The sequence below is a fragment of the Pseudomonas sp. MIS38 genome (genome assembly GCF_019891575.1).
Taxonomy (GTDB): Bacteria; Pseudomonadota; Gammaproteobacteria; order Pseudomonadales; family Pseudomonadaceae; genus Aquipseudomonas; species Aquipseudomonas putida_A.
Map to the genome: position 1 here is coordinate 11,788 of NZ_JAFLXF010000028.1, position 19,787 is coordinate 31,574.

General features: G+C 59.6%; 16 protein-coding genes. 10 read left to right on the plus strand and 6 right to left on the minus strand.

Annotated features, from left to right (window positions below):
* Nucleotides 1-74 precede the first annotated feature (74 nt).
* Nucleotides 75-1,484 carry an MATE family efflux transporter gene (locus J1G18_RS24980; protein WP_223008979.1) on the minus strand — a complete coding sequence of 470 codons (1,410 nt, stop codon included), beginning with the start codon at nt 1,482-1,484 and terminating at the stop codon, nt 75-77.
* 171 nt (nt 1,485-1,655) lie between these two features.
* Here J1G18_RS24980 and pdxB point away from each other — a divergent pair, with 171 nt between their 5' ends.
* Nucleotides 1,656-2,798 (plus strand): 4-phosphoerythronate dehydrogenase PdxB, encoded by a 1,143-nt coding sequence (gene pdxB, locus J1G18_RS24985; protein WP_223008981.1) that lies wholly within the window; start codon nt 1,656-1,658, stop codon nt 2,796-2,798.
* A 78-nt stretch (nt 2,799-2,876) separates the two neighbouring features.
* Here the strand turns inward: pdxB and J1G18_RS24990 are convergent, their stop codons facing one another.
* Complete coding sequence (locus J1G18_RS24990) at nt 2,877-3,056, minus strand: PA1571 family protein (protein ID WP_027611439.1); 180 nt, start codon at nt 3,054-3,056, stop codon at nt 2,877-2,879.
* 256 nt (nt 3,057-3,312) lie between these two features.
* On the opposite strand from J1G18_RS24990, the gene J1G18_RS24995 reads away from it, so the two are divergent.
* Nucleotides 3,313-5,091 carry an ABC transporter transmembrane domain-containing protein gene (locus J1G18_RS24995; protein WP_223008989.1) on the plus strand — a complete coding sequence of 593 codons (1,779 nt, stop codon included), beginning with the start codon at nt 3,313-3,315 and terminating at the stop codon, nt 5,089-5,091.
* 85 nt (nt 5,092-5,176) lie between these two features.
* Here J1G18_RS24995 and J1G18_RS25000 read toward each other — a convergent pair whose 3' ends face one another.
* A complete protein-coding gene (locus tag J1G18_RS25000; protein WP_027611441.1) occupies nt 5,177-7,105 on the minus strand; it encodes a transglycosylase SLT domain-containing protein in 1,929 nt (642 codons plus the stop codon).
* Nucleotides 7,106-7,319: 214 nt separating this feature from the next.
* On the opposite strand from J1G18_RS25000, the gene J1G18_RS25005 reads away from it, so the two are divergent.
* Nucleotides 7,320-9,242 (plus strand): ATP-binding cassette domain-containing protein, encoded by a 1,923-nt coding sequence (locus tag J1G18_RS25005; protein ID WP_223008991.1) that lies wholly within the window; start codon nt 7,320-7,322, stop codon nt 9,240-9,242.
* Between the two features lie 181 nt (nt 9,243-9,423).
* Here J1G18_RS25005 and J1G18_RS25010 read toward each other — a convergent pair whose 3' ends face one another.
* On the minus strand, nt 9,424-9,861 hold the full coding sequence (locus tag J1G18_RS25010) for a universal stress protein (protein ID WP_135296250.1): 438 nt from the start codon (nt 9,859-9,861) through the stop codon (nt 9,424-9,426).
* Between the two features lie 103 nt (nt 9,862-9,964).
* On the opposite strand from J1G18_RS25010, the gene J1G18_RS25015 reads away from it, so the two are divergent.
* The 7 genes from J1G18_RS25015 to J1G18_RS25045 all read left to right on the plus strand — a co-directional run bounded on the left by J1G18_RS25015 (nt 9,965) and on the right by J1G18_RS25045 (nt 18,373).
* Nucleotides 9,965-10,402, plus strand: a complete 438-nt coding sequence (locus J1G18_RS25015; protein ID WP_223008993.1) for a hypothetical protein — start codon at nt 9,965-9,967, stop codon at nt 10,400-10,402.
* A gap of 527 nt (nt 10,403-10,929) precedes the next feature.
* Entirely contained in the window at nt 10,930-13,077 is a 2,148-nt protein-coding gene (gene fadB, locus J1G18_RS25020; protein ID WP_223008995.1) for a fatty acid oxidation complex subunit alpha FadB, read from the plus strand.
* A gap of 29 nt (nt 13,078-13,106) precedes the next feature.
* Nucleotides 13,107-14,282 (plus strand): acetyl-CoA C-acyltransferase FadA, encoded by a 1,176-nt coding sequence (fadA, locus tag J1G18_RS25025; RefSeq protein WP_007910465.1) that lies wholly within the window; start codon nt 13,107-13,109, stop codon nt 14,280-14,282.
* Nucleotides 14,283-14,382: 100 nt separating this feature from the next.
* A complete protein-coding gene (locus J1G18_RS25030) occupies nt 14,383-14,619 on the plus strand; it encodes a DUF1653 domain-containing protein (protein ID WP_134786957.1) in 237 nt (78 codons plus the stop codon).
* Between the two features lie 114 nt (nt 14,620-14,733).
* Nucleotides 14,734-17,364 (plus strand): type I DNA topoisomerase, encoded by a 2,631-nt coding sequence (topA, locus tag J1G18_RS25035; protein ID WP_223008997.1) that lies wholly within the window; start codon nt 14,734-14,736, stop codon nt 17,362-17,364.
* 144 nt (nt 17,365-17,508) lie between these two features.
* Complete coding sequence (locus J1G18_RS25040) at nt 17,509-18,033, plus strand: DUF6586 family protein (protein WP_097088548.1); 525 nt, start codon at nt 17,509-17,511, stop codon at nt 18,031-18,033.
* 106 nt (nt 18,034-18,139) lie between these two features.
* Nucleotides 18,140-18,373 (plus strand): hypothetical protein, encoded by a 234-nt coding sequence (locus J1G18_RS25045; RefSeq protein WP_003226592.1) that lies wholly within the window; start codon nt 18,140-18,142, stop codon nt 18,371-18,373.
* Nucleotides 18,374-18,467: 94 nt separating this feature from the next.
* On the opposite strand, the gene sulA is transcribed toward J1G18_RS25045, so the two are convergent.
* Together sulA and lexA are read right to left on the minus strand one after the other, a co-directional pair.
* Nucleotides 18,468-18,941 carry an SOS-induced cell division inhibitor SulA gene (sulA, locus tag J1G18_RS25050; protein WP_003226591.1) on the minus strand — a complete coding sequence of 158 codons (474 nt, stop codon included), beginning with the start codon at nt 18,939-18,941 and terminating at the stop codon, nt 18,468-18,470.
* Nucleotides 18,942-18,951: 10 nt separating this feature from the next.
* A complete protein-coding gene (gene lexA / locus J1G18_RS25055; protein ID WP_003226590.1) occupies nt 18,952-19,560 on the minus strand; it encodes a transcriptional repressor LexA in 609 nt (202 codons plus the stop codon).
* Nucleotides 19,561-19,787 lie beyond the last annotated feature (227 nt).

The window sequence follows — 19,787 nt, forward strand, 5'->3', positions numbered from 1 at the left end:
GACATTTACAGTGACTGACACACCGTTTTCGCGAGCAAGCCCGCTCCCACATTTTTTTGTCCTGCGTAAGGGGTTTAGCCGGCGCTGCGACTGATCCGAATACGTTTGCGCGCACTGCGGGTCAAGCGGATCGACAGCATGAACGCCGCGCAGCTCAAACCGACGATCAAACCCTGCCACAAGCCGCTCGGGCCACGCGGTTCGCCGAGCCAGTCGGTCAGGCCTAGGGCGTAACCCACCGGCAGGCCGATGCCCCAGTAGGCGAACAGCGTCAGGATCATCGTCACCCGGGTGTCCTGATAACCGCGCAGAGCGCCGGCAGCCGTCACCTGGATCGCATCGGAAAACTGAAACAGCGCCGAGTACACAATCAGCATCGCCGCGATGTGGATCACCGTCGGATCAGCCGTATAGATCGACGCAATCGGCTCGCGTAGCAACAGCATCATGCTCGCCGAAATACAGGCGTAAGCCAACGCAGTGCCCATGCCGACACCGGCGGCAAAGCGTGCTTCACGCGGCTCTTCACGACCCAGTGCCTGGCCGACGCGTACGGTCACCGCCATGCCCAGCGAATACGGAATCATGAACACCAGCGAGCTGACGTTCAGCGCGATCTGATGCCCGGCCACCACGGTGGCGCCGAGGCTGCCGATCAGCAGGGCGATCACCGCAAAGATGCTCGACTCGGCAAACACCGCGATGCCAATCGGCAGACCGATCGCCAGCAGACGCTTGATCACCGCCCATTGTGGCCAGTCGAAACGGCTGAAGATCTCGCTCGAACGATAGGCCGGCGCCCAGCGCTCGTAACCGGCCAGCCCCAGCGCCATGACCCACATCACGATGGCCGTGGCCCAGCCGCAACCCACGCCGCCCATGGCCGGCACGCCGAAGTGACCATAGATGAAGATGTAGTTCAGCGGAATGTTCAGCGCCAGACCGCACAGCCCCAGCACCATCGCCGGGCGGGTACGGCCGATGCCGTCACTGGTGCAGCGCAACACGTGATAGAACGCCACCGCCGGCAGGCCGCTGGCAATGCCGTGCAGGTATTGCATGCACGGGCCGATCAGCTCGGGATCGACCTTCATCAGGTGCAGCACCGGTTCGGCGGCGACCAGCATCGCTGTCGCGATCAGGCCGACTACCAGCGCCAGCCACAGCGCCTGACGCACGATCGGGCCGATCTCGCTGTGGGTGCCGGCGCCGAAACGCTGAGCGACTTTCGGCGTGGTGGCCAGCAGGGTGCCGGTCATCAGCAGAAACACCGGGACCCAGATCGAGTTGCCCAGCGCTACCGCCGCCAGATCTTTCGGCCCGACGCGGCCGGCCATCACCGCATCGACGAAGCCCATCGCGGTAGTCGCCAGTTGCGCGATGATGATCGGCAAGGCCAGGGCGAGCAGGTTCCTGAACTCCAGGCGAATTCGCGCGGGGCGGGTGAGTGAGGCAGCGAGAGGTTGATCAGTAACAGAATTCACAGGCAAAGCGTCCACAGGTGTTGATGCGCAAGGCGCCGCATTCTACGCCGCTGACGTGACAGTCAGGAAAAATCCTCTGTTGCGGATTTGTAATCATCGATGCCATCCACTGTGGCGCTGGCTCAACGGTGGATCTGCACCTAAACTGCCGATCCCCTCAAGGAGCCCGCCATGCTGATTGTTGCCGACGAAAATATTCCGCTGCTTGATGCCTTTTTTGCCGGTTTCGGCGAGATCCGCCGGGTGCCGGGCCGTTCCATCGATCGTGCAACGGTCGAGCAGGCCGATGTGTTGCTGGTGCGCTCGGTGACCAACGTCAACCGCGCGTTGCTCGAAGGCAGCAAAGTGCGTTTCGTCGGCACATGCACCATCGGTACCGATCATCTGGATCTCGATTATTTCAACGAGGCCGGCATCAGCTGGTCCAGCGCGCCTGGTTGCAATGCGCGGGGCGTGGTCGATTACGTGCTGGGCAGCCTGATGACTTTGGCGGAAATTGAAGGCGTAGGTCTGCCACAACGTACTTACGGCGTCATCGGTGCCGGTGAAGTCGGCGGCCGGTTGATCAAGGTCCTCAAGGGCCTGGGCTGGAATGTCAAAGTTTGCGATCCGCCGCGTCAGGCAGCCGAGGGCGGCGATTACGTCAGCCTTGAGCAGATCATCGAGCAGTGCGACGTGATCAGCCTGCACACGCCGCTGACGCGCACCGGCGAAGGCGCGACCTGGCATCTGTTTGACGAACAGCGTTTGCAACAGCTCCAACCCGGCACCTGGCTGATCAATGCCGCGCGTGGACCGGTGGTGGATAACGCTGCGTTGCGCAAAGTGCTGCTTGCGCGTGAAGACCTGCAAGCGGTGCTCGACGTCTGGGAAGCCGAGCCTGAAGTCGATGTCGCCCTCGCCGAACTCTGCGTGTTGGCCACGCCGCACATTGCCGGTTACAGCCTCGATGGCAAACAGCGCGGTACGGCGCAGATCTATCAGGCTTATTGCGAGTTTATCGGTCAGCCGCCGAGCATCCAGCTCAGTGACCTGTTGCCGGCACCGTGGCTGTCAGAAGTGACCCTGCACGCCGACAGCGATCCGGCCTGGGCGCTGGCGATGCTGTGCCGCGGGGTGTACGACCCACGCCGCGATGACGCGGATTTTCGCCGGAGTCTTGTAGGCAATGTCGGTGAACAGCGTGCGGCCTTCGATGTGTTGCGCAAGCAGTATCCGGTGCGGCGCGAGATCGAGGGGCTGAAGGTGCGGATCGACGGTGATTCGCCGCAGTTGCAACAGATTGTGGCGGCGCTGGGGGCGGTGGCTGTCTGAAAATCCCTGCGCAGAACAAAACGGCAGGCAGAAAAAACCCGGCCAAACAGGGGCCGGGTCAGGAAGACGGTGGCTATATCACTTTTGTTCGGCAGGCTTGACCAATCGCTTCTCCAGTTCGCGGCACGCGTCCTGGATCATGTCTTCAGTGATCGGTACTTCACGCCCATCCTTGTCGATAATCGAGCAACCCAGAGGTTGGCCGGGCTTGGTGCGGATCACTTGAATCTTGTCATCGCTGCTGTGTTGCAAGGACATGGCCTGTCTCCTCATCAGGTTGTGCACGTAGATTAAAACCGCCACGTGACCAGGCTGTGACAACACCCTTGGGTCTGTCAAAAGCGGCACCTCCAGTCCAACAGAAATGACCGCTCGTCTCAACCGGGACATTAGACCAATAGCAACTATGGCCTAGTCTTTGGGGGCATATTTAACCTGACTCATTGTGATTTACAGAGTTCCGCCCCATAGAAGGTTTAGGCTAGCCCTTTCACCAACACGGATGTGTACCTGAATGATCTCGAAGCTTTCTTCCCGGCACCGTCGAGCGCTGAGCCTGACCAGCCGGTTTCTGGCGCCTTATCGTTGGCAAGTCGGCGCTGCACTGCTGGCGCTGATCGTCACCGCGGCGGTCACTTTGTCGATGGGGCAGGGGATCAAATTGCTGGTCGATCGGGGCTTCATGACGCAGTCGCCGCACCAACTGAACCAGAGCATCGGTATCTTCATGCTGATGGTTCTGGGCCTGGCAGTCGGCACGTTCGCGCGTTTTTACTGGGTGTCGTGGATCGGTGAGCGCTGTGTGGCGGACATCCGGCGCGAGGTGTTCAACCATCTGGTGTATCTGCACCCCGGGTTTTATGAAAACAACCGCAGTTCGGAGATCCAGTCCCGACTGACTGCCGACACCACGTTGCTGCAATCGGTGATCGGCTCGTCACTGTCGATGTTTCTGCGCAACCTGTTGATGGTGATCGGCGGGGTGGTCCTGCTGTTTATCACCAACCCGAAACTCACCAGCATCGTGGTGATTGCCTTGCCGTTCGTGGTCGCGCCGATTCTGATTTTCGGTCGGCGCGTGCGTAATCTGTCGCGGCTGAGTCAGGACCGGGTCGCCGACATTGGCAGCTATGTCTCCGAAACCCTGGGCCAGATCAAGACCGTGCAAGCCTACAACCATCAGGTGCAGGACGAGCGGCGTTTCGCCTCGACCGTCGAGGACGCGTTCGATACCGCGCGCAAGCGCATCTTTCAGCGCTCCTGGATGATCACCGTGGTGATCGTGCTGGTGCTCGGCGCGGTGGCGGTGATGTTGTGGGTCGGCGGCATGGACGTGATTGCCGGGCGCATTACCGGTGGTGAGCTGGCAGCGTTCGTTTTCTACAGCCTGATCGTCGGCAGTGCGATCGGCACGTTGAGTGAAGTCATCGGCGAGTTGCAGCGTGCGGCGGGTGCCGCTGAGCGCATTGCGGAACTGCTCAGTTCGCAGAACATCATCCAGCCACCGAGCATCGGACTGGTGACATTGCCAGAACGGATCAAGGGCGAGCTGCAATTGCAGAATGTGCGTTTCTCCTACCCGTCACGTCCGGACAGCTACGCCGTCAACGGCTTGAGCCTGACCATCAGGGCCGGCGAGACCCTGGCCCTTGTCGGGCCATCCGGTGCCGGCAAGTCCACGGTGTATGACTTGCTGTTGCGCTTCTACGACCCGCTTGAAGGCCGGATCCTGATAGATGGTGTGCCGCTGACCAGCCTCGACCCGCTGGATCTGCGCCGCAATTTCGCCCTGGTCTCGCAATCGCCTGCGCTGTTTTTCGGCAGCGTCGAAGAGAATATTCGTTACGGCAATGCAGATGCGACGCTGGAACAGGTCAAGGAAGCGGCAAGAATTGCCCACGCCCATGACTTCATCGAGAAGATGCCCAATGGCTATCAGACCCACTTGGGAGACGCCGGCCTCGGACTTTCCGGCGGCCAGCGTCAACGCCTGGCGATTGCCCGCGCGTTGCTGGTGGATGCGCCGATTCTGCTGCTGGACGAAGCCACCAGCGCCCTCGATGCGCAGAGCGAGCACTTGATTCAGGAAGCGTTGCCAAGCCTGATGCAAAATCGCACCACATTGGTAATCGCGCATCGCCTGGCCACAGTGAAAAACGCCGACCGGATCGCGGTGATGGATCAGGGTAGCCTGGTGGCCATCGGTACCCATCAGGAACTGATCGTAAGCAATCCGCTGTATGCGCGGTTGGCAGCGCTGCAGTTCAACGATGGGCATGCGGTGGCGGTGTAGAACTGCCGCAGATCTTTGCTGACGGCAAAAAAAATGCCCGCATCGATTGATGCGGGCAATTTTCATTTCAGGTATTCAGCACCTGTCATTGATCGTCGAAATACCGCTCATGCCAGTCCACCAGCGGCTGCGGCGAATTGAGCTTCTGCCCGTAGATCACCGAGTATGACAGCACGTTTTGCACGTACTGGCGGGTTTCGTCGAACGGGATGCTTTCCACCCACACGTCGAAGCTCAGGTGATCGGCACCGCGCAGCCACTGGCGCACGCGGCCGGGGCCGGCGTTGTAGGCGGCGGAGGCGAGCACGCGGTTGCCGTTGAACTGGCTGTGCACCTGGCTCAGGTAAGCGGCGCCGAGCTGGATGTTCTTGTCCGGATCGAGCACTTGCTGCGGCGAGGCCAGCGGGATGCTGAACTTGCGTGCGGTTTCCTTGGCAGTGCCGGGCATCAACTGCATCAGACCGCTGGCACCAACGCCGGAGCGGGCGTCGTCCATGAAGGCACTTTCCTGGCGGGTGATGGCGAACACCCAGCTTGAGTGCAGGCCGCGCGTCTTGGCTTCACGCACCAGGGTGTCGCGGTGGGCCATCGGGAAGCGGATATCCAGGTCGTCCCAGTATTGCGCCTGACTGATGGTGCGGATGGCCGGGAAATACCATTTCAGGTCGTAGGCCAGTTTGGCCTGAGCGACCATTTCGTCACGATTGAAATGGCGACTGACGTGATACCACTCGCGGCGCCCGTCAACGATCTGCCCACGCGCATGGAATTCCAGCGCGCGCCGCACGCCGGGAGTGTTGCGCACCTTGTTGATGGTGGCCTGACTGAGTACCAGCGGCTTGTTCATCAGCGAGTAAGGCAGTTGCGAGCGGTCGGCAGCGAGGAAACCGTAGAAGTCGCGTTCCTTCGCCAGATTTTTGTACAGGGTCTGCGCTTCCGGGTTCTGCGGTTGCGCCAGTTCCAGGCTGCGGGCCTGCCAGTAACGCCAGCGGTTGGTGGTCGCCAGATCCTGTGGCAGACGACGAGTCAACTGATACGCATCGTCCCAGCGTGCCAGTCGCAGCAGCAGACGCAGGCGCCATTCGGACACGGTGTTGTCACGCAGTTCCGGATCGTATTTGGTCATCACGTCCAGCGCGCGGCTGTCGAAGCGCCGGGCCAGGGTCAGGCCGATTTCCCGGGCAATCGCGACTTTCTCGTCACGGGAGAAATGCATGCTGCTGGCGTATCCGTCGAGCAGGGCCATGGCCTTGTCCGGATCCTGACGGGCGAGGCGGCGCAGGCCGAGGCTGACCACGTCGGACATCGGCTCGTCGGCCGGGGTGAAGCGCGACGGCTGATTGAGCAGCTCGGGTTTCTGCGCCACATCTACCAGCAGCCGACCGCGCGGGGCGAGGGTGGTCAGGCCGTTGACCAGACTGTTAGCCAGTGGATAGTTGCGCGCCTGGGCGGCGAGTTTGGTGCGTTCCCAGCGTTTCTGTTCGGTCAACTGGCCGTCGGCGGCCCAGATCCCGAATAGCCCGTCACAGGCAGCCGGTTGCGATTTACCGGTCAGCCACAGTTTGTCGGCGTTGGCATAGCCCTCGGCCTTGTGGCCGCTGCTGATCTGGAACTGCGCATTGAGGCAGTCCAGTTCGGTGAAGTTGAGTTTCGGATCGTAATACTTGGTGAAGGTCGCCCAATCGCCACGGTCGGCGAGCCAGCGCAACCAGCGCAGTTTCATCCAGTTGGCCTGCGGCAGGTCGCCGTGCTCGGCGAGGAACTTCTCGATTTCGGCGTTGCTCGCGGTTTTCAGACGCGCGGTCAGTTCGTCGTAGGCCAGGTACGGTTCCAGCGGGTAATCGGCGAGGGCCTGGCTATAACGGAAGTACGGGCCGGTATCGCCCTTGGCCAAGGCACGCTTGGCTTCATCGTAATACTGGCGTTGGGTGGACAGGTCCACCGCCTGGGCGGATTGAGCGGCAGCGGCGGTGAGTAGCAAACAGGACAAGACACTGAAAAGGCGACTGCGCATGAGACATCCGGGCAGAGAAATCATGACAAGCACCGGCCGCGGCCAGCACTGAATTGTCTGTAGCTTAGCCTTTTGCCAGCAACGGGCGAAAGCTTTGCCGGTCTTGCAGCACAAGTTCGCAACAAATGTTGTGCAGAGTGCTTCGGCAGACAAATTGCCGGCCTGCTGAGAGCCTAACTCAGGTAGAATGCGCGCCCGGTTTTTGGAGAAGCTCATGACCCTGCTCAAATTCAGCGATGTGTCCCTTGCATTCGGCGCGATGCCGTTGTTGGACAAGGTGTCCTGGCAGATCGCCCGTGGTGAGCGGGTGTGCATCATCGGCCGCAACGGCACTGGCAAATCCAGCATGATGAAACTGGTCAAGGGCGACCAGAAGCCCGATGACGGCTCGGTGTGGCGTGCCCCCGGTCTGAAAATCGGTGAATTGCCGCAAGAATTGCCGGTGGCCGACGGGCGGACCGTATTCGACGTGGTTGCCGAAGGCCTCGACGGCGTTGGCGCCTTGCTCGCCGAATACCATCACCTGAGCCAGAACATCGTTACCGACGCCGATCTGGACAAGCTGATGCACGTTCAGCATGACCTCGAAGCCCGTGACGGCTGGCGCTTGCAGACCCTGGTCGACAGCACCCTGAGCCGTCTGCAACTGCCGGCCGACAAGACCCTCGCCGAGTTGTCCGGCGGCTGGCGCCGTCGCGTGCTGCTGGCGCAGGCGCTGGTGTCCGAACCGGATCTGCTGCTGCTCGACGAACCGACCAACCACCTGGACATCGGTGCGATTGCCTGGCTCGAGGAGGCCCTGAAGGATTTCCAGGGCGCCGTGCTGTTCATCACGCACGACCGTTCTTTCCTGCAAAACCTCGCCACGCGCATCCTCGAACTGGATCGCGGCGGCCTGATCGACTGGAACGGCGATTACGCCAGCTTCCTGGTGCACAAGGAAGCCGCGCTGGCCGCGGAAGAAACCGCCAATGCGCTGTTCGACAAGCGCCTGGCTCAGGAAGAAGTGTGGATTCGTCAGGGCATCAAGGCCCGTCGTACCCGCAACGAAGGTCGCGTGCGTGCCTTGAAAGCCCTGCGTGTTGAGCGCAGCGAACGTCGCGAGCGCACCGGCAAGGCCAATATTCAGCTGGAAACCGCCGAGAAGTCGGGCAAGCAAGTGATGGTGCTGGAAAATGTCAGCTTCCATCACCCGGACGGTCCGTACCTGATCAAGGACTTCTCGATGGTCCTGCAGCGCGGCGACCGTATCGGCCTGCTCGGCGCCAACGGCACCGGCAAGACCACCCTGCTGAAACTGATGCTCAGCGGTCTGCAGCCCACCAGCGGCAAAGTGGAAGAAGGCACCCGAATCGATGTGGCGTACTTCGACCAGTTGCGCCATCAACTGGATCTGGAAAAGACCGTGATCGACAACGTCGCCGAAGGTCGCGACTTCATCGATATCGACGGCCAGAGCCGCCACGTCCTGAGCTACCTCGGCGACTTCCTGTTCAGCCCGCAGCGTGCGCGCACGCCGGTCAAGGCGCTGTCCGGTGGTGAGCGTGCACGCCTGTTGCTGGCGAAACTGTTCAGCAAACCGGCGAACCTGCTGGTACTCGACGAACCGACCAACGACCTCGACGTGGAAACCCTCGAGCTGCTCGAAGAAGTGCTGCTGACCTTTAACGGCACCGTGCTGATGGTCAGCCACGACCGGGCATTCCTCGACAACGTGGTCACCAGCACCCTGGTCTTCGAAGGCGAGGGGCAGGTGCGTGAATACGTCGGTGGCTATCAGGACTGGATCCGTCAGGGCGGCTCGCCGCGTCTGCTGGGCGTGACCGAGAGCAAGTCGGGCAAGGCTGATCTGAATTCGGCGGTGGTTACCGCTGAGCCGGTTGTGGCTGCTGCACCTGCCGCTGCTGCGCCAGCAGCCAAGAAGAAGCTGAGCTACAAGCTGCAGCGCGAGCTGGAAGCGTTACCGGGCGACATCGATGCCAAGGAGCAGCAGATCGCGGCCGTCGAAGCCGAAATGGCTGAAGCCGGCTTCTATCAGCGTCCGCCAGCAGAAACGGCCAAGGTGATTGCTTCGCTGGAGCAGTTGCAGGCTGAGCTGGATGCACTGGTGGAGCGTTGGGCCGAGCTGGATGCCTGATTGATCCGGCCATGAAAAAGCCCGGCGTTCAGTGATGAACGCCGGGCTTTTCATATACGGATATAGGTGAAGATTCCAATGTGGGAGCGAGCTTGCTCGCGAAAGCGGTATGTCAGGTAGCATCAATGTTGAATGTGCCGACGCCTTCGCGAGCAAGCTCGCTCCCACAGGGTTTTGTGTTTCAGCGTTTGATCAGGTGCACCGCGAGCACATCGCAAGGGGCGCCATGCAACACGTCGTTGGCTGTGGAGCCCAGCAATAGCGCCAGACCATGACGGCCGTGGCTGCCGACTACGATCAGGTCGCAATGGTTTTCCTTGGCGAAATGATGGATTTCCTGGCGTGGCTGGCCATAGGTCAGGTGGCAATTGGCGCCCTCAAGTTCGGCGTATTTGGCTTTCAGGCGTTCAAGTCGCTCCTTGGCCTGATCGAACTGCTGCTGTTGCAGTTGTGACAGATCCATCGGCACGTCGCCGCCAAACGCCATCGCCATCGGTTCGACGATATGCACCAGCGACAGCTTGGCGCTATTGCTCGCCGACAGCTCTCGGGCGCGGTGAATCACAGGGTCGCACTCTTCGGTCAGGTCTACGGCGACCAGGATATGGTTGTAGGGCATGAGGTGCTCCTCGTGACGGTTCAATATTGTTAAGTATGGCTGGTTTCAAGCGCATTGGTTCCAAAGTGACACAATGCGCTCACCTTAAGTCGGGAGTAGAGATATGACGGTCTGGTTGGTGGTGTCAATCCTGCTGGTGGTTTTGAGTCCACTGGCGTGGTTGCGCCCGTCGCGCGTGCAGAGCGGCCGCATGGCCCTGCGCATGGAGGCGCGACGCATCGGGCTGGCCATGCAGCTGGCGCCTCAGGAGTGGCCGCACTGGCTGTCTCAGGAGCCGCCCAGCCCGTGCGCGCAATATCATCGGCCACGGCGTGGCACTCAGCCGGCGTGCTGGACCTACTGGCAGAAATCGCCGGGGGTATGGGTCAATCAGTGGCAGGAAGTCTGCGAGGACCGGTTGCTGCTCGATCATTTCGAAAAGTTGCCGGGCAACGTGTTCAAGGTCGAGGCCGACAAGCAGATGATCGCGCTGTACTGGGGCGAGAAGGGCGAAGCCACGGTTTTGCAGGCTATCGACGCGACTCTGAAAGCGCTGGCCTGACTCGCGGACTTTTCCCACTGCAAGGGTGGGGAGCGTCCGGCAGACGAGCAATAAAAAGCCCGACATGATTCATCGGGCTGGGTGGCCAGGCAGGCCGGTAACTGTTTTTTATCGCTGACTCGTTTTTTAGTGGCAGCGAATCTCCCTGTAGTCCAGCCAGCGTAGCCTGTTAAACAAGGCTCGCCGGGAATTAGGGCGACTTTTCTAACTATTGATTCTATGAATGGCTTTGCATGCAGCTGCGTGTTGCGGATCTGTGTGCAACGGAAATGACCACAAAGTCGCATTTCAACCCGTATTTTGGGCGATTGACAATTGTTGGAAATTCCGTGAAGGTGACGTACCCAAATCAAACGGGCGTATGAATTGAGCGTTTGTCTTACAGACTGCTCCTACAGAATCCCGACTATCGCGTTGGCGGGTGTGCCGGGTGGATTGGCGTCAGCATCGACGAAAAAGCGTCCTGCCGAGCCATTTACCTGCGTCCGACGTGTACTGTTCAGCTTCCATATCGTGGAGATCAGTTGATGATTTACGAAGGTAAAGCCATCACGGTTAAAGCTCTTGAAAGTGGCATCGTCGAATTGAAATTCGACCTCAAGGGTGAGTCCGTCAACAAGTTCAACCGTCTTACCCTGAACGAACTGCGTCAGGCCGTGGACACCATCAAGGCAGATGCTTCGATCAAGGGCGTGATCGTCAGCAGTGGCAAGGACGTGTTCATCGTCGGCGCCGACATCACCGAATTTGTCGACAACTTCAAGCTGCCGGATGCCGAGCTGGTTGCTGGCAATCTCGAAGCCAACAAGATCTTCAGCGATTTCGAAGACCTCAACGTTCCGACCGTGGCCGCGATTAACGGCATCGCCCTGGGTGGCGGTCTGGAAATGTGCCTGGCGGCGGACTACCGCGTCATGTCGACCAAGGCCAAGATCGGTCTGCCGGAAGTCAAACTAGGCATCTACCCAGGCTTCGGCGGCACCGTGCGTCTGCCGCGCCTGATTGGCGTCGATAACGCCATCGAGTGGATTGCCGCCGGTAAGGAAAACCGTCCTGAGGACGCGCTGAAAGTCAGCGCCGTCGACGCCGTGGTTGCTCCGGAGAAGCTGCAGGAAGCTGCCCTTGAGCTGATCAAACGCGCCATCTCCGGCGAGTTCGACTACAAGGCCAAGCGTCAGCCAAAACTTGAAAAACTCAAGTTGAACGCCATTGAACAAATGATGGCTTTCGAAACCGCCAAAGGTTTCGTGGCAGGGCAGGCAGGCCCGAATTACCCGGCGCCGGTCGAAGCGATCAAGACCATCCAGAAAGCCGCGAACTTCGGTCGTGACAAGGCGCTGGAAGTCGAAGCCGCCGGTTTCGTCAAACTGGCCAAGACCTCTGCCGCGCAGAGCTTGATCGGTCTGTTCCTGAACGATCAGGAACTGAAGAAAAAGGCCAAGGCTTACGATGAAATCGCCAAGGACGTGAAGCAGGCTGCCGTACTGGGCGCCGGCATCATGGGCGGCGGTATCGCCTATCAGTCGGCCTCCAAAGGCACGCCGATCCTGATGAAGGACATCAACGAACACGGTATCGAGCAGGGTCTGGCCGAAGCCGCCAAACTGCTGGTTGGTCGCGTTGACAAAGGCCGCATGACCGCCGCGAAAATGGCTGAAGTGCTCAACGGTATTCGTCCGACCCTGTCCTACGGTGACTTCGGTCACGTCGATCTGGTTGTTGAAGCCGTGGTCGAGAACCCGAAGGTCAAGCAAGCTGTGCTGGCTGAAGTCGAAGACAAGGTCAAAGAGGACACCATCCTCGCGTCCAACACCTCGACCATTTCCATCAGCCTGCTGGCCAAGGCCCTCAAGCGCCCGGAAAACTTCGTCGGCATGCACTTCTTCAACCCGGTGCACATGATGCCGCTGGTGGAAGTGATCCGTGGCGAGAAGTCCAGCGAGCTGGCGATTGCCACAACCGTTGCCTACGCCAAGAAAATGGGCAAGAACCCGATCGTCGTCAACGACTGCCCGGGCTTCCTGGTCAACCGCGTTCTGTTCCCGTATTTCGGCGGTTTCGCCAAGCTGGTCAGCGCTGGTGTGGACTTCGTCCGCATCGACAAGGTCATGGAAAAATTCGGCTGGCCGATGGGCCCGGCGTACCTGATGGACGTGGTCGGCATCGACACCGGTCACCACGGTCGTGACGTGATGGCTGAAGGCTTCCCGGATCGCATGAAGGATGATCGTCGCTCGGCCATCGACGTGCTGTACGAGGCCAAGCGTCTGGGCCAGAAGAACGGCAAGGGCTTCTACGTCTACGAAGCCGACAAGAAAGGCAAGCAGAAGAAGGTTGCCGATCCGTCGGTGCTGGAAGTGCTCAAGCCGATCGTTTACGAGCAGCGCGAAGTCACTGACGAAGACATCATCAACTGGATGATGATCCCGCTGTGCCTGGAAACCGTGCGCTGCCTGGAAGACGGCATCGTTGAAACCGCCGCCGAAGCCGACATGGGTCTGGTCTACGGTATCGGTTTCCCTCCATTCCGTGGCGGTGCGCTGCGCTACATCGATTCGATCGGTGTGGCCGAGTTCGTTGCCCTGGCTGACCAGTACGCTGATTTGGGCGCGCTGTACCACCCGACCGCGAAGCTGCGCGAAATGGCCAAAAACGGCCAGAGCTTCTTCGGTTAAGCGCCCCCAACTAGAGTGAGAGTGAACTTATGAGCTTGAATCCTAGAGACGTCGTGATTGTCGACTTCGGTCGTACTCCGATGGGCCGCTCCAAGGGCGGCATGCACCGCAACACCCGCGCCGAAGACATGTCGGCGCACCTGATCAGCAAACTGCTGGAACGCAACGCCAAGGTCGATCCTGCTGAAGTCGAGGACGTGATCTGGGGCTGTGTGAACCAGACCCTGGAGCAGGGCTGGAACATCGCGCGCATGGCGTCGCTGATGACCCAGATCCCGCACACCTCGGCCGGCCAGACCGTCAGCCGTCTGTGCGGCTCGTCGATGAGCGCCCTGCACACTGCAGCGCAAGCGATCATGACCGGCAACGGTGACGTATTCGTGGTTGGCGGCGTCGAGCATATGGGCCACGTGAGCATGATGCACGGTGTCGATCCGAACCCGCACATGTCGCTGTACGCGGCGAAAGCCTCGGGCATGATGGGTCTGACCGCGGAAATGCTCGGCAAGATGCACGGCATCACTCGTGAGCAGCAGGATGCCTTTGGCGTGCGCTCCCACCAGCTCGCCCATAAAGCGACGGTGGAAGGCAAGTTCAAAGACGAAATCATCCCGATGCAGGGCTACGACGAAAACGGCTTCCTGAAGCTGTTCGACTACGACGAAACCATTCGTCCGGAAACCACCCTGGAAAGTCTGGCGGCCCTCAAACCTGCCTTCAATCCAAAAGGCGGCACCGTGACAGCCGGTACTTCGTCGCAGATCACCGATGGTGCTTCGTGCATGATCGTGATGTCGGCGCAGCGTGCACAGGATCTGGGGATCCAGCCGATGGCCGTGATCCGTTCGATGGCAGTGGCGGGTGTGGATCCGGCGATCATGGGCTATGGTCCAGTGCCGGCGACACAAAAAGCCCTGAAGCGTGCGGGCCTTGGCATCAACGATATCGACTTCTTCGAGCTCAACGAAGCTTTCGCTGCACAGGCCCTGCCAGTGCTGAAAGATCTGAAAGTGCTCGACAAGATGAACGAGAAGGTTAACCTGCACGGCGGCGCGATCGCCCTGGGTCACCCGTTCGGTTGCTCCGGTGCCCGTATTTCCGGCACCTTGCTGAACGTGATGAAGCAGAATAGCGGCACCTTTGGGGTGGCCACTATGTGCATTGGTCTCGGCCAAGGCATCTCCACCGTCTTCGAACGCGTTTAAGCGTCTCGTCGATGGAAGCCGGGGCCCAGTGCCCCGGTTTTTGTTTTTTGTGGATTTATTTTTTTATTTATTTTGAAAAAATTTGAGTGAGGGCCGAAGCATGCCGATACAACCTGGGCTCTACAAACATTACAAAGGTCAGCAGTACCGTGTATTCAATGTTGCGCGGCATTCCGAGACCGAAGAAGAAGTGGTGTTTTACCAAGCCCTGTATGGCGATTACGGCTTTTGGGTACGCCCTTTGAGCATGTTCGTCGAGTCGGTCGAGGTTGACGGCGAGCAGGTGCCACGCTTTGCTTTGGTGCACGCCGAACCGAGCCTTTTTTCCAAGGCATAAGGCGAGTGCGCACAGAACCCTGTGCTTGACCTCACCTTGTAGCCACTATATATAGCGGTGCCGCGTCAGGCGCCAACCGCCTTTCACTTCTAGAATTCAGGAATTTTCTGATCCATGGGCAAATCGCTGGTCATTGTGGAATCCCCGGCTAAGGCCAAGACCATCAACAAGTATCTGGGCAACCAATACGTGGTGAAGTCGAGTATCGGCCATATCCGAGACCTGCCCACCAGCGGTTCGGCTAGCGCCAGCAAAGAGCCAGCCGCCAAGCGCGGCAAGGCTGCCGCGGGCGAGGGGCCGGTGCTCACGCCGAAAGAGAAAGCGCGCAAGCAACTGGTCTCGCGCATGGGTGTCGATCCGGAGCATGGCTGGAAAGCTCAGTACGAGATCCTCCCGGGCAAAGAGAAGGTCATCGAAGAGCTGCGCCGGCTCGCCAAGGATGCTGACACCATCTATCTCGCAACCGACTTGGATCGCGAGGGGGAAGCCATTGCCTGGCACCTGCGCGAAGCCATCGGTGGTGACGACAGCCGCTACAAGCGCGTGGTGTTCAACGAAATCACCAAGAAGGCGATTCAGGAAGCTTTCTCCGAGCCGGGCGAGCTGGACATTGATCGTGTAAATGCCCAGCAGGCGCGTCGTTTCCTCGACCGCGTTGTGGGTTACATGGTCTCGCCGCTGCTGTGGGCCAAGATCGCCCGTGGCCTGTCGGCCGGTCGCGTGCAATCGGTTGCCGTGAAACTGGTGGTGGAGCGTGAGCGCGAGATTCGTGCATTCAACCCGGAAGAGTACTGGGAAGTGCACGCCGACCTCGGCACCGCCAAGGGTTCGACCGTACGTTTCGAAGTGGCGCGCGAGAAGGGCGAAGCCTTCAAGCCGCTCAACGAATCCCAGGCCACGGCTGCGCTGGAGAAGCTCAAGTCCTCCAGCTACAGCATCGTCAAGCGCGAAGACAAGCCGACCAGCAGCAAGCCGTCGGCGCCGTTCATCACCTCCACCCTGCAGCAGGCTGCGAGCAACCGCCTGGGCTTCGGCGTGAAGAAAACCATGATGATGGCCCAGCGTCTGTACGAAGCCGGCTACATCACTTATATGCGTACCGACTCGACCAACCTCTCGGCTGATGCCGTGGCGATGGCGCGTACCTATATCGAGGACGAGTTCGGCAAGAAGTACCTGCCGGAAACGCCGAACGTCTACAGCAGCAAGGAAGGCGCACAAGAGGCTCACGAAGCGATTCGTCCTTCCGATGCCAACACCACGCCAAGCAAGCTTGCAGGCATGGAGCGTGATGCTGAGCGCCTCTACGAGTTGATCTGGCGCCAGTTCCTCGCTTGCCAGATGCTGCCGGCGCAATATCTGTCGACCACCGTCAGCGTTGCCGCTGGCGACTTCGAGCTGCGTGCCAAAGGCCGCATCCTCAAGTTCGACGGTTACACCCGCGTTCTGCCGCAAATCACCAAGCCTGGCGATGACGATGTTCTGCCGGACATGGCGCAGGGCGATGCAATGAAGCTGATCAAGCTCGATCCGTCGCAGCATTTCACCAAGCCGCCGGCCCGTTACTCGGAAGCCAGCCTGGTCAAGGAAATGGAAAAACGCGGCATCGGTCGTCCTTCGACTTACGCAGCGATCATTTCGACTATTCAGGATCGCGGCTACGTGACCCTGCACAACCGTCGTTTCTACTCGGAAAAGATGGGCGATATCGTCACCGAGCGTCTGTCGGAGAGCTTCTCGAACCTCATGGACTACGGCTTCACCGCCGGCATGGAAGAGAACCTCGATGATGTGGCTCAGGGCGAGCGCGACTGGAAAAACGTGCTGGACGAGTTCTACGGCGACTTCAAGAAGAAGCTCGAAGTGGCCGAGAACCCGGAAAGCGGCATGCGTGCCAACCAGCCGGTCATGACTGATATTCCGTGCACCACGTGCGGTCGTCCGATGCAGATCCGTACGGCATCGACCGGCGTGTTCCTCGGTTGCTCGGGTTACAGCCTGCCACCAAAAGAGCGCTGCAAGGCCACCGTCAACCTGGTGCCGGGCGACGAGATCGCTGCGGACGACGAGGGCGAGTCGGAGTCGCTGGTGCTGCGCGGCAAGCATCGCTGCCCGATCTGCAGCACCGCGATGGACGCCTACCTGCTCGACGAGAAGCGCAAACTGCACATCTGCGGTAACAACCCGGATTGTGCCGGCTATGAAATCGAAGAGGGCAACTACCGCATCAAGGGCTACGAAGGTCCGAGCCTGGAATGCGACAAGTGCGGCAGCGAGATGCAGCTCAAGACTGGCCGTTTCGGTAAGTTCTTCGGTTGCACCAACCCGACCTGCAAGAACACCCGCAAACTGCTGAAGAGTGGTGACGCGGCGCCGCCGAAGATGGACCCGGTGAAGATGCCTGAGCTGAAATGTGAAAAGGTCAACGACACCTACATTCTGCGCGACGGTGCTTCCGGTCTGTTCCTGGCGGCTAGCCAGTTCCCGAAAAACCGCGAGACCCGTGCTCCGCTGGTGATCGAGATTCTGCCGCACAAGGATGAGATCGATCCGAAGTACCACTTCCTCTGCGAAGCACCGCAGAAGGATCCTGATGGTCTGCCGGCAGTAATCCGTTACAGCCGCAAGACCAAGGAGCAATATGTGCAGACCGAGGTCGACGGCAAGCCTACCGGCTGGAAAGCGTTCTACGACGGTGGCAAGTGGACTGTTGAAGACAAGCGTACGAAAGCCAAGGCTGAGTAAGCGTTAGCCTGATCCACAAAAGGCCGCATGATGACCCTCGGGTTTTCATGCGGCCTTTTTGTTTTGTGCTTGCGGTCGGATCCGCTGATCCACGACACTGTCGGGTCTGTGTGACGCAATTATTTCGCTGTGGAGACTGCCGGCATGGCGCACGAACTCTATACCCGCACCAATCAGAAGATCTATTTCGCCGGCCTGTCACTGGAGGCTCTGGCTCGCGCCGAAGAGGGGCGGGCGATGAATTCGTTGGCGTTGATTCAAGCTGGCCGCGAATCAGCATTGTTTCACCTCTATGGCGCGCTTCTGGGACTGTGTCACGAGATCGCCGGTTTTTATCGTCTGCCTCAGGCCAATGCATCGCGAGCAGAAGCGTTGCTGACTCGCGAAGTCCTGGAATCGATTGCGATCCCGGAACTGGCCGAGATGGTTGAGCTGGCTGGTAACCCTGAAACCTGGCTGGCGAAATTGCTGGCGGCGCACTCAGCGTTGTTCCAGCCGCCACGGGTGCCACACAAGCCCAAGGGCGATGTGACACAGCCATTGATTCAGGCCATTAATCTCGATGAAGAAGAGGCGCCGCAGGAGTTGAGTCGGGAAGAGCTGGAGAGCTGGCGGCAGAATCTCAAGGGCCTGGCAATCCGCTTTCGCGAAGGCTTGAACGAATGCTGAGGACAATTGACACGGTGGCAATCTGAAACATGCTGCTGGTCAAGATCCCGAGCGAAGCCCGAATGATGTCTATATAATCCCTGCCTTTCGTGGAGAACAGACCTATATGCCAACGTCCTTTCTAGAAATTGTCGAGTTACCAGACGGCCGAATCGAACTGCGCAGGGCTGAGGACGAGGGTTCTCTGGTGACGCTGGATTTCTCCGAGGATGCTAAAGCATTCCTGCAAGGCCAGCATGTGGAAATCGCGAAAGCGATGTTGAGCGTCGGCGTACAGATGGCCGGCCGTATGGTCGAAGGCGAATTTGATAAGGAAGAAGGGCCGCGGGTTCTTCACTGAGATCCGCCTGTCGGCGCTTGCCGCTGCAACATCAGATCGGCTTCTCTGTCCCTGGAGAAGCCCTGCGCTTCACACAGCGCGCGTTACAAGTGAATCAACCCAATCGAATGTTCAGGCTCTGAGCGTCGCCCGTGCGGGCTGCGCTGATCAGTTGTTGCCGTGAACTTGTGTTCAGCGGATTGAGCCAGGTTACCACCGTATGGCTACGACCCAGGCGCAGTGCTTCGCAGGCCAGTTGCTGAGCGCTTTGCGCACCACGAGGTTGCAGTAGCAGAATGCGTTCACGGTTCAGGCCGGCCTCTCGCAGCCAGATCTGGGTCAGGCTGGCTGGAGGGGCGATCAGCGTCAGCCAGCGTGCATCCTGATCCTCGCTCAGTTCGCGAAGGATCGGGGCGAGCAGGTTCAGGCAGTTCCCGGCCGCACCGCGCAGTGACAGCTCACTGAATACTTCCGGTTCGGCAATCCATGGGCGCTCGACCACATCTTTCAGGATCGGTGCCATCGGTTGTGCCAGAAACGCTTCGAATAGAGGCAGTTGTGTTTGCTGGGGTGTGTGTGGGAACTGCATAAAGCCTCCTTTAGCGGCGGATTACGCCGACACTCAAGCCTTCGATCACCAGTTCCTGATCTTTCAGGTCGACTTCGATAGGGGCGAACTCAGGGTTTTCGGCAATCAACCAGACTTTGCTGCCTTCGCGCTTGAAGCGTTTGACGGTGACTTCGTCGCCGATTCGCGCAACCACGACCTGACCATTGCGTGCTTCGCGGGTGGTGTGAACCGCCAGCAGGTCACCGTCGAAAATACCGATGTCCTTCATGCTCATGCCGTGTACGCGCAGCAGGTAATCAGCACGAGGGTGGAAGAACGCAGGGTTGATATTGCAGGACTCTTCGATGTGCTGCTGGGCGAGGATCGGTGCGCCGGCAGCCACCCGGCCAATGATCGGCAGGGTAGAGTCGTCAGCCTTGGCTTCGAAGCCGGGGATACGAATACCGCGGGAGGCGCCCGGGGTCATTTCGATTGCACCTTTGCGGGCGAGGGCCTTGAGGTGTTCTTCCGCCGCGTTGGGCGACTTGAAACCGAGCTCCTGAGCGATTTCCGCGCGGGTTGGCGGGTAGCCGTTGTCTTCGAGGCAGCGTTTGATAAAGGCCAGAATCTCGGCTTGGCGTGGCGTCAGCTTTAGCATATTGATCGCTCTGTCTTTTTATACAGTGACTGGGATTATATACAGTGAAGCGGTCTTGGCAATGCCCGTTTTTTTGCAGCCCGCCGGACGGTCGGTTCCCGTGCTTATTAATGCGCCGGTCGAGTGTGGTTAAATAGCTGACCGACCATTCCCAAAACGAACTGGCAGGCTTGACAAGGCTTGGGCTGAAACGTATGTTTCAAACAAGTGTTTGTCAGGCGGAGTAG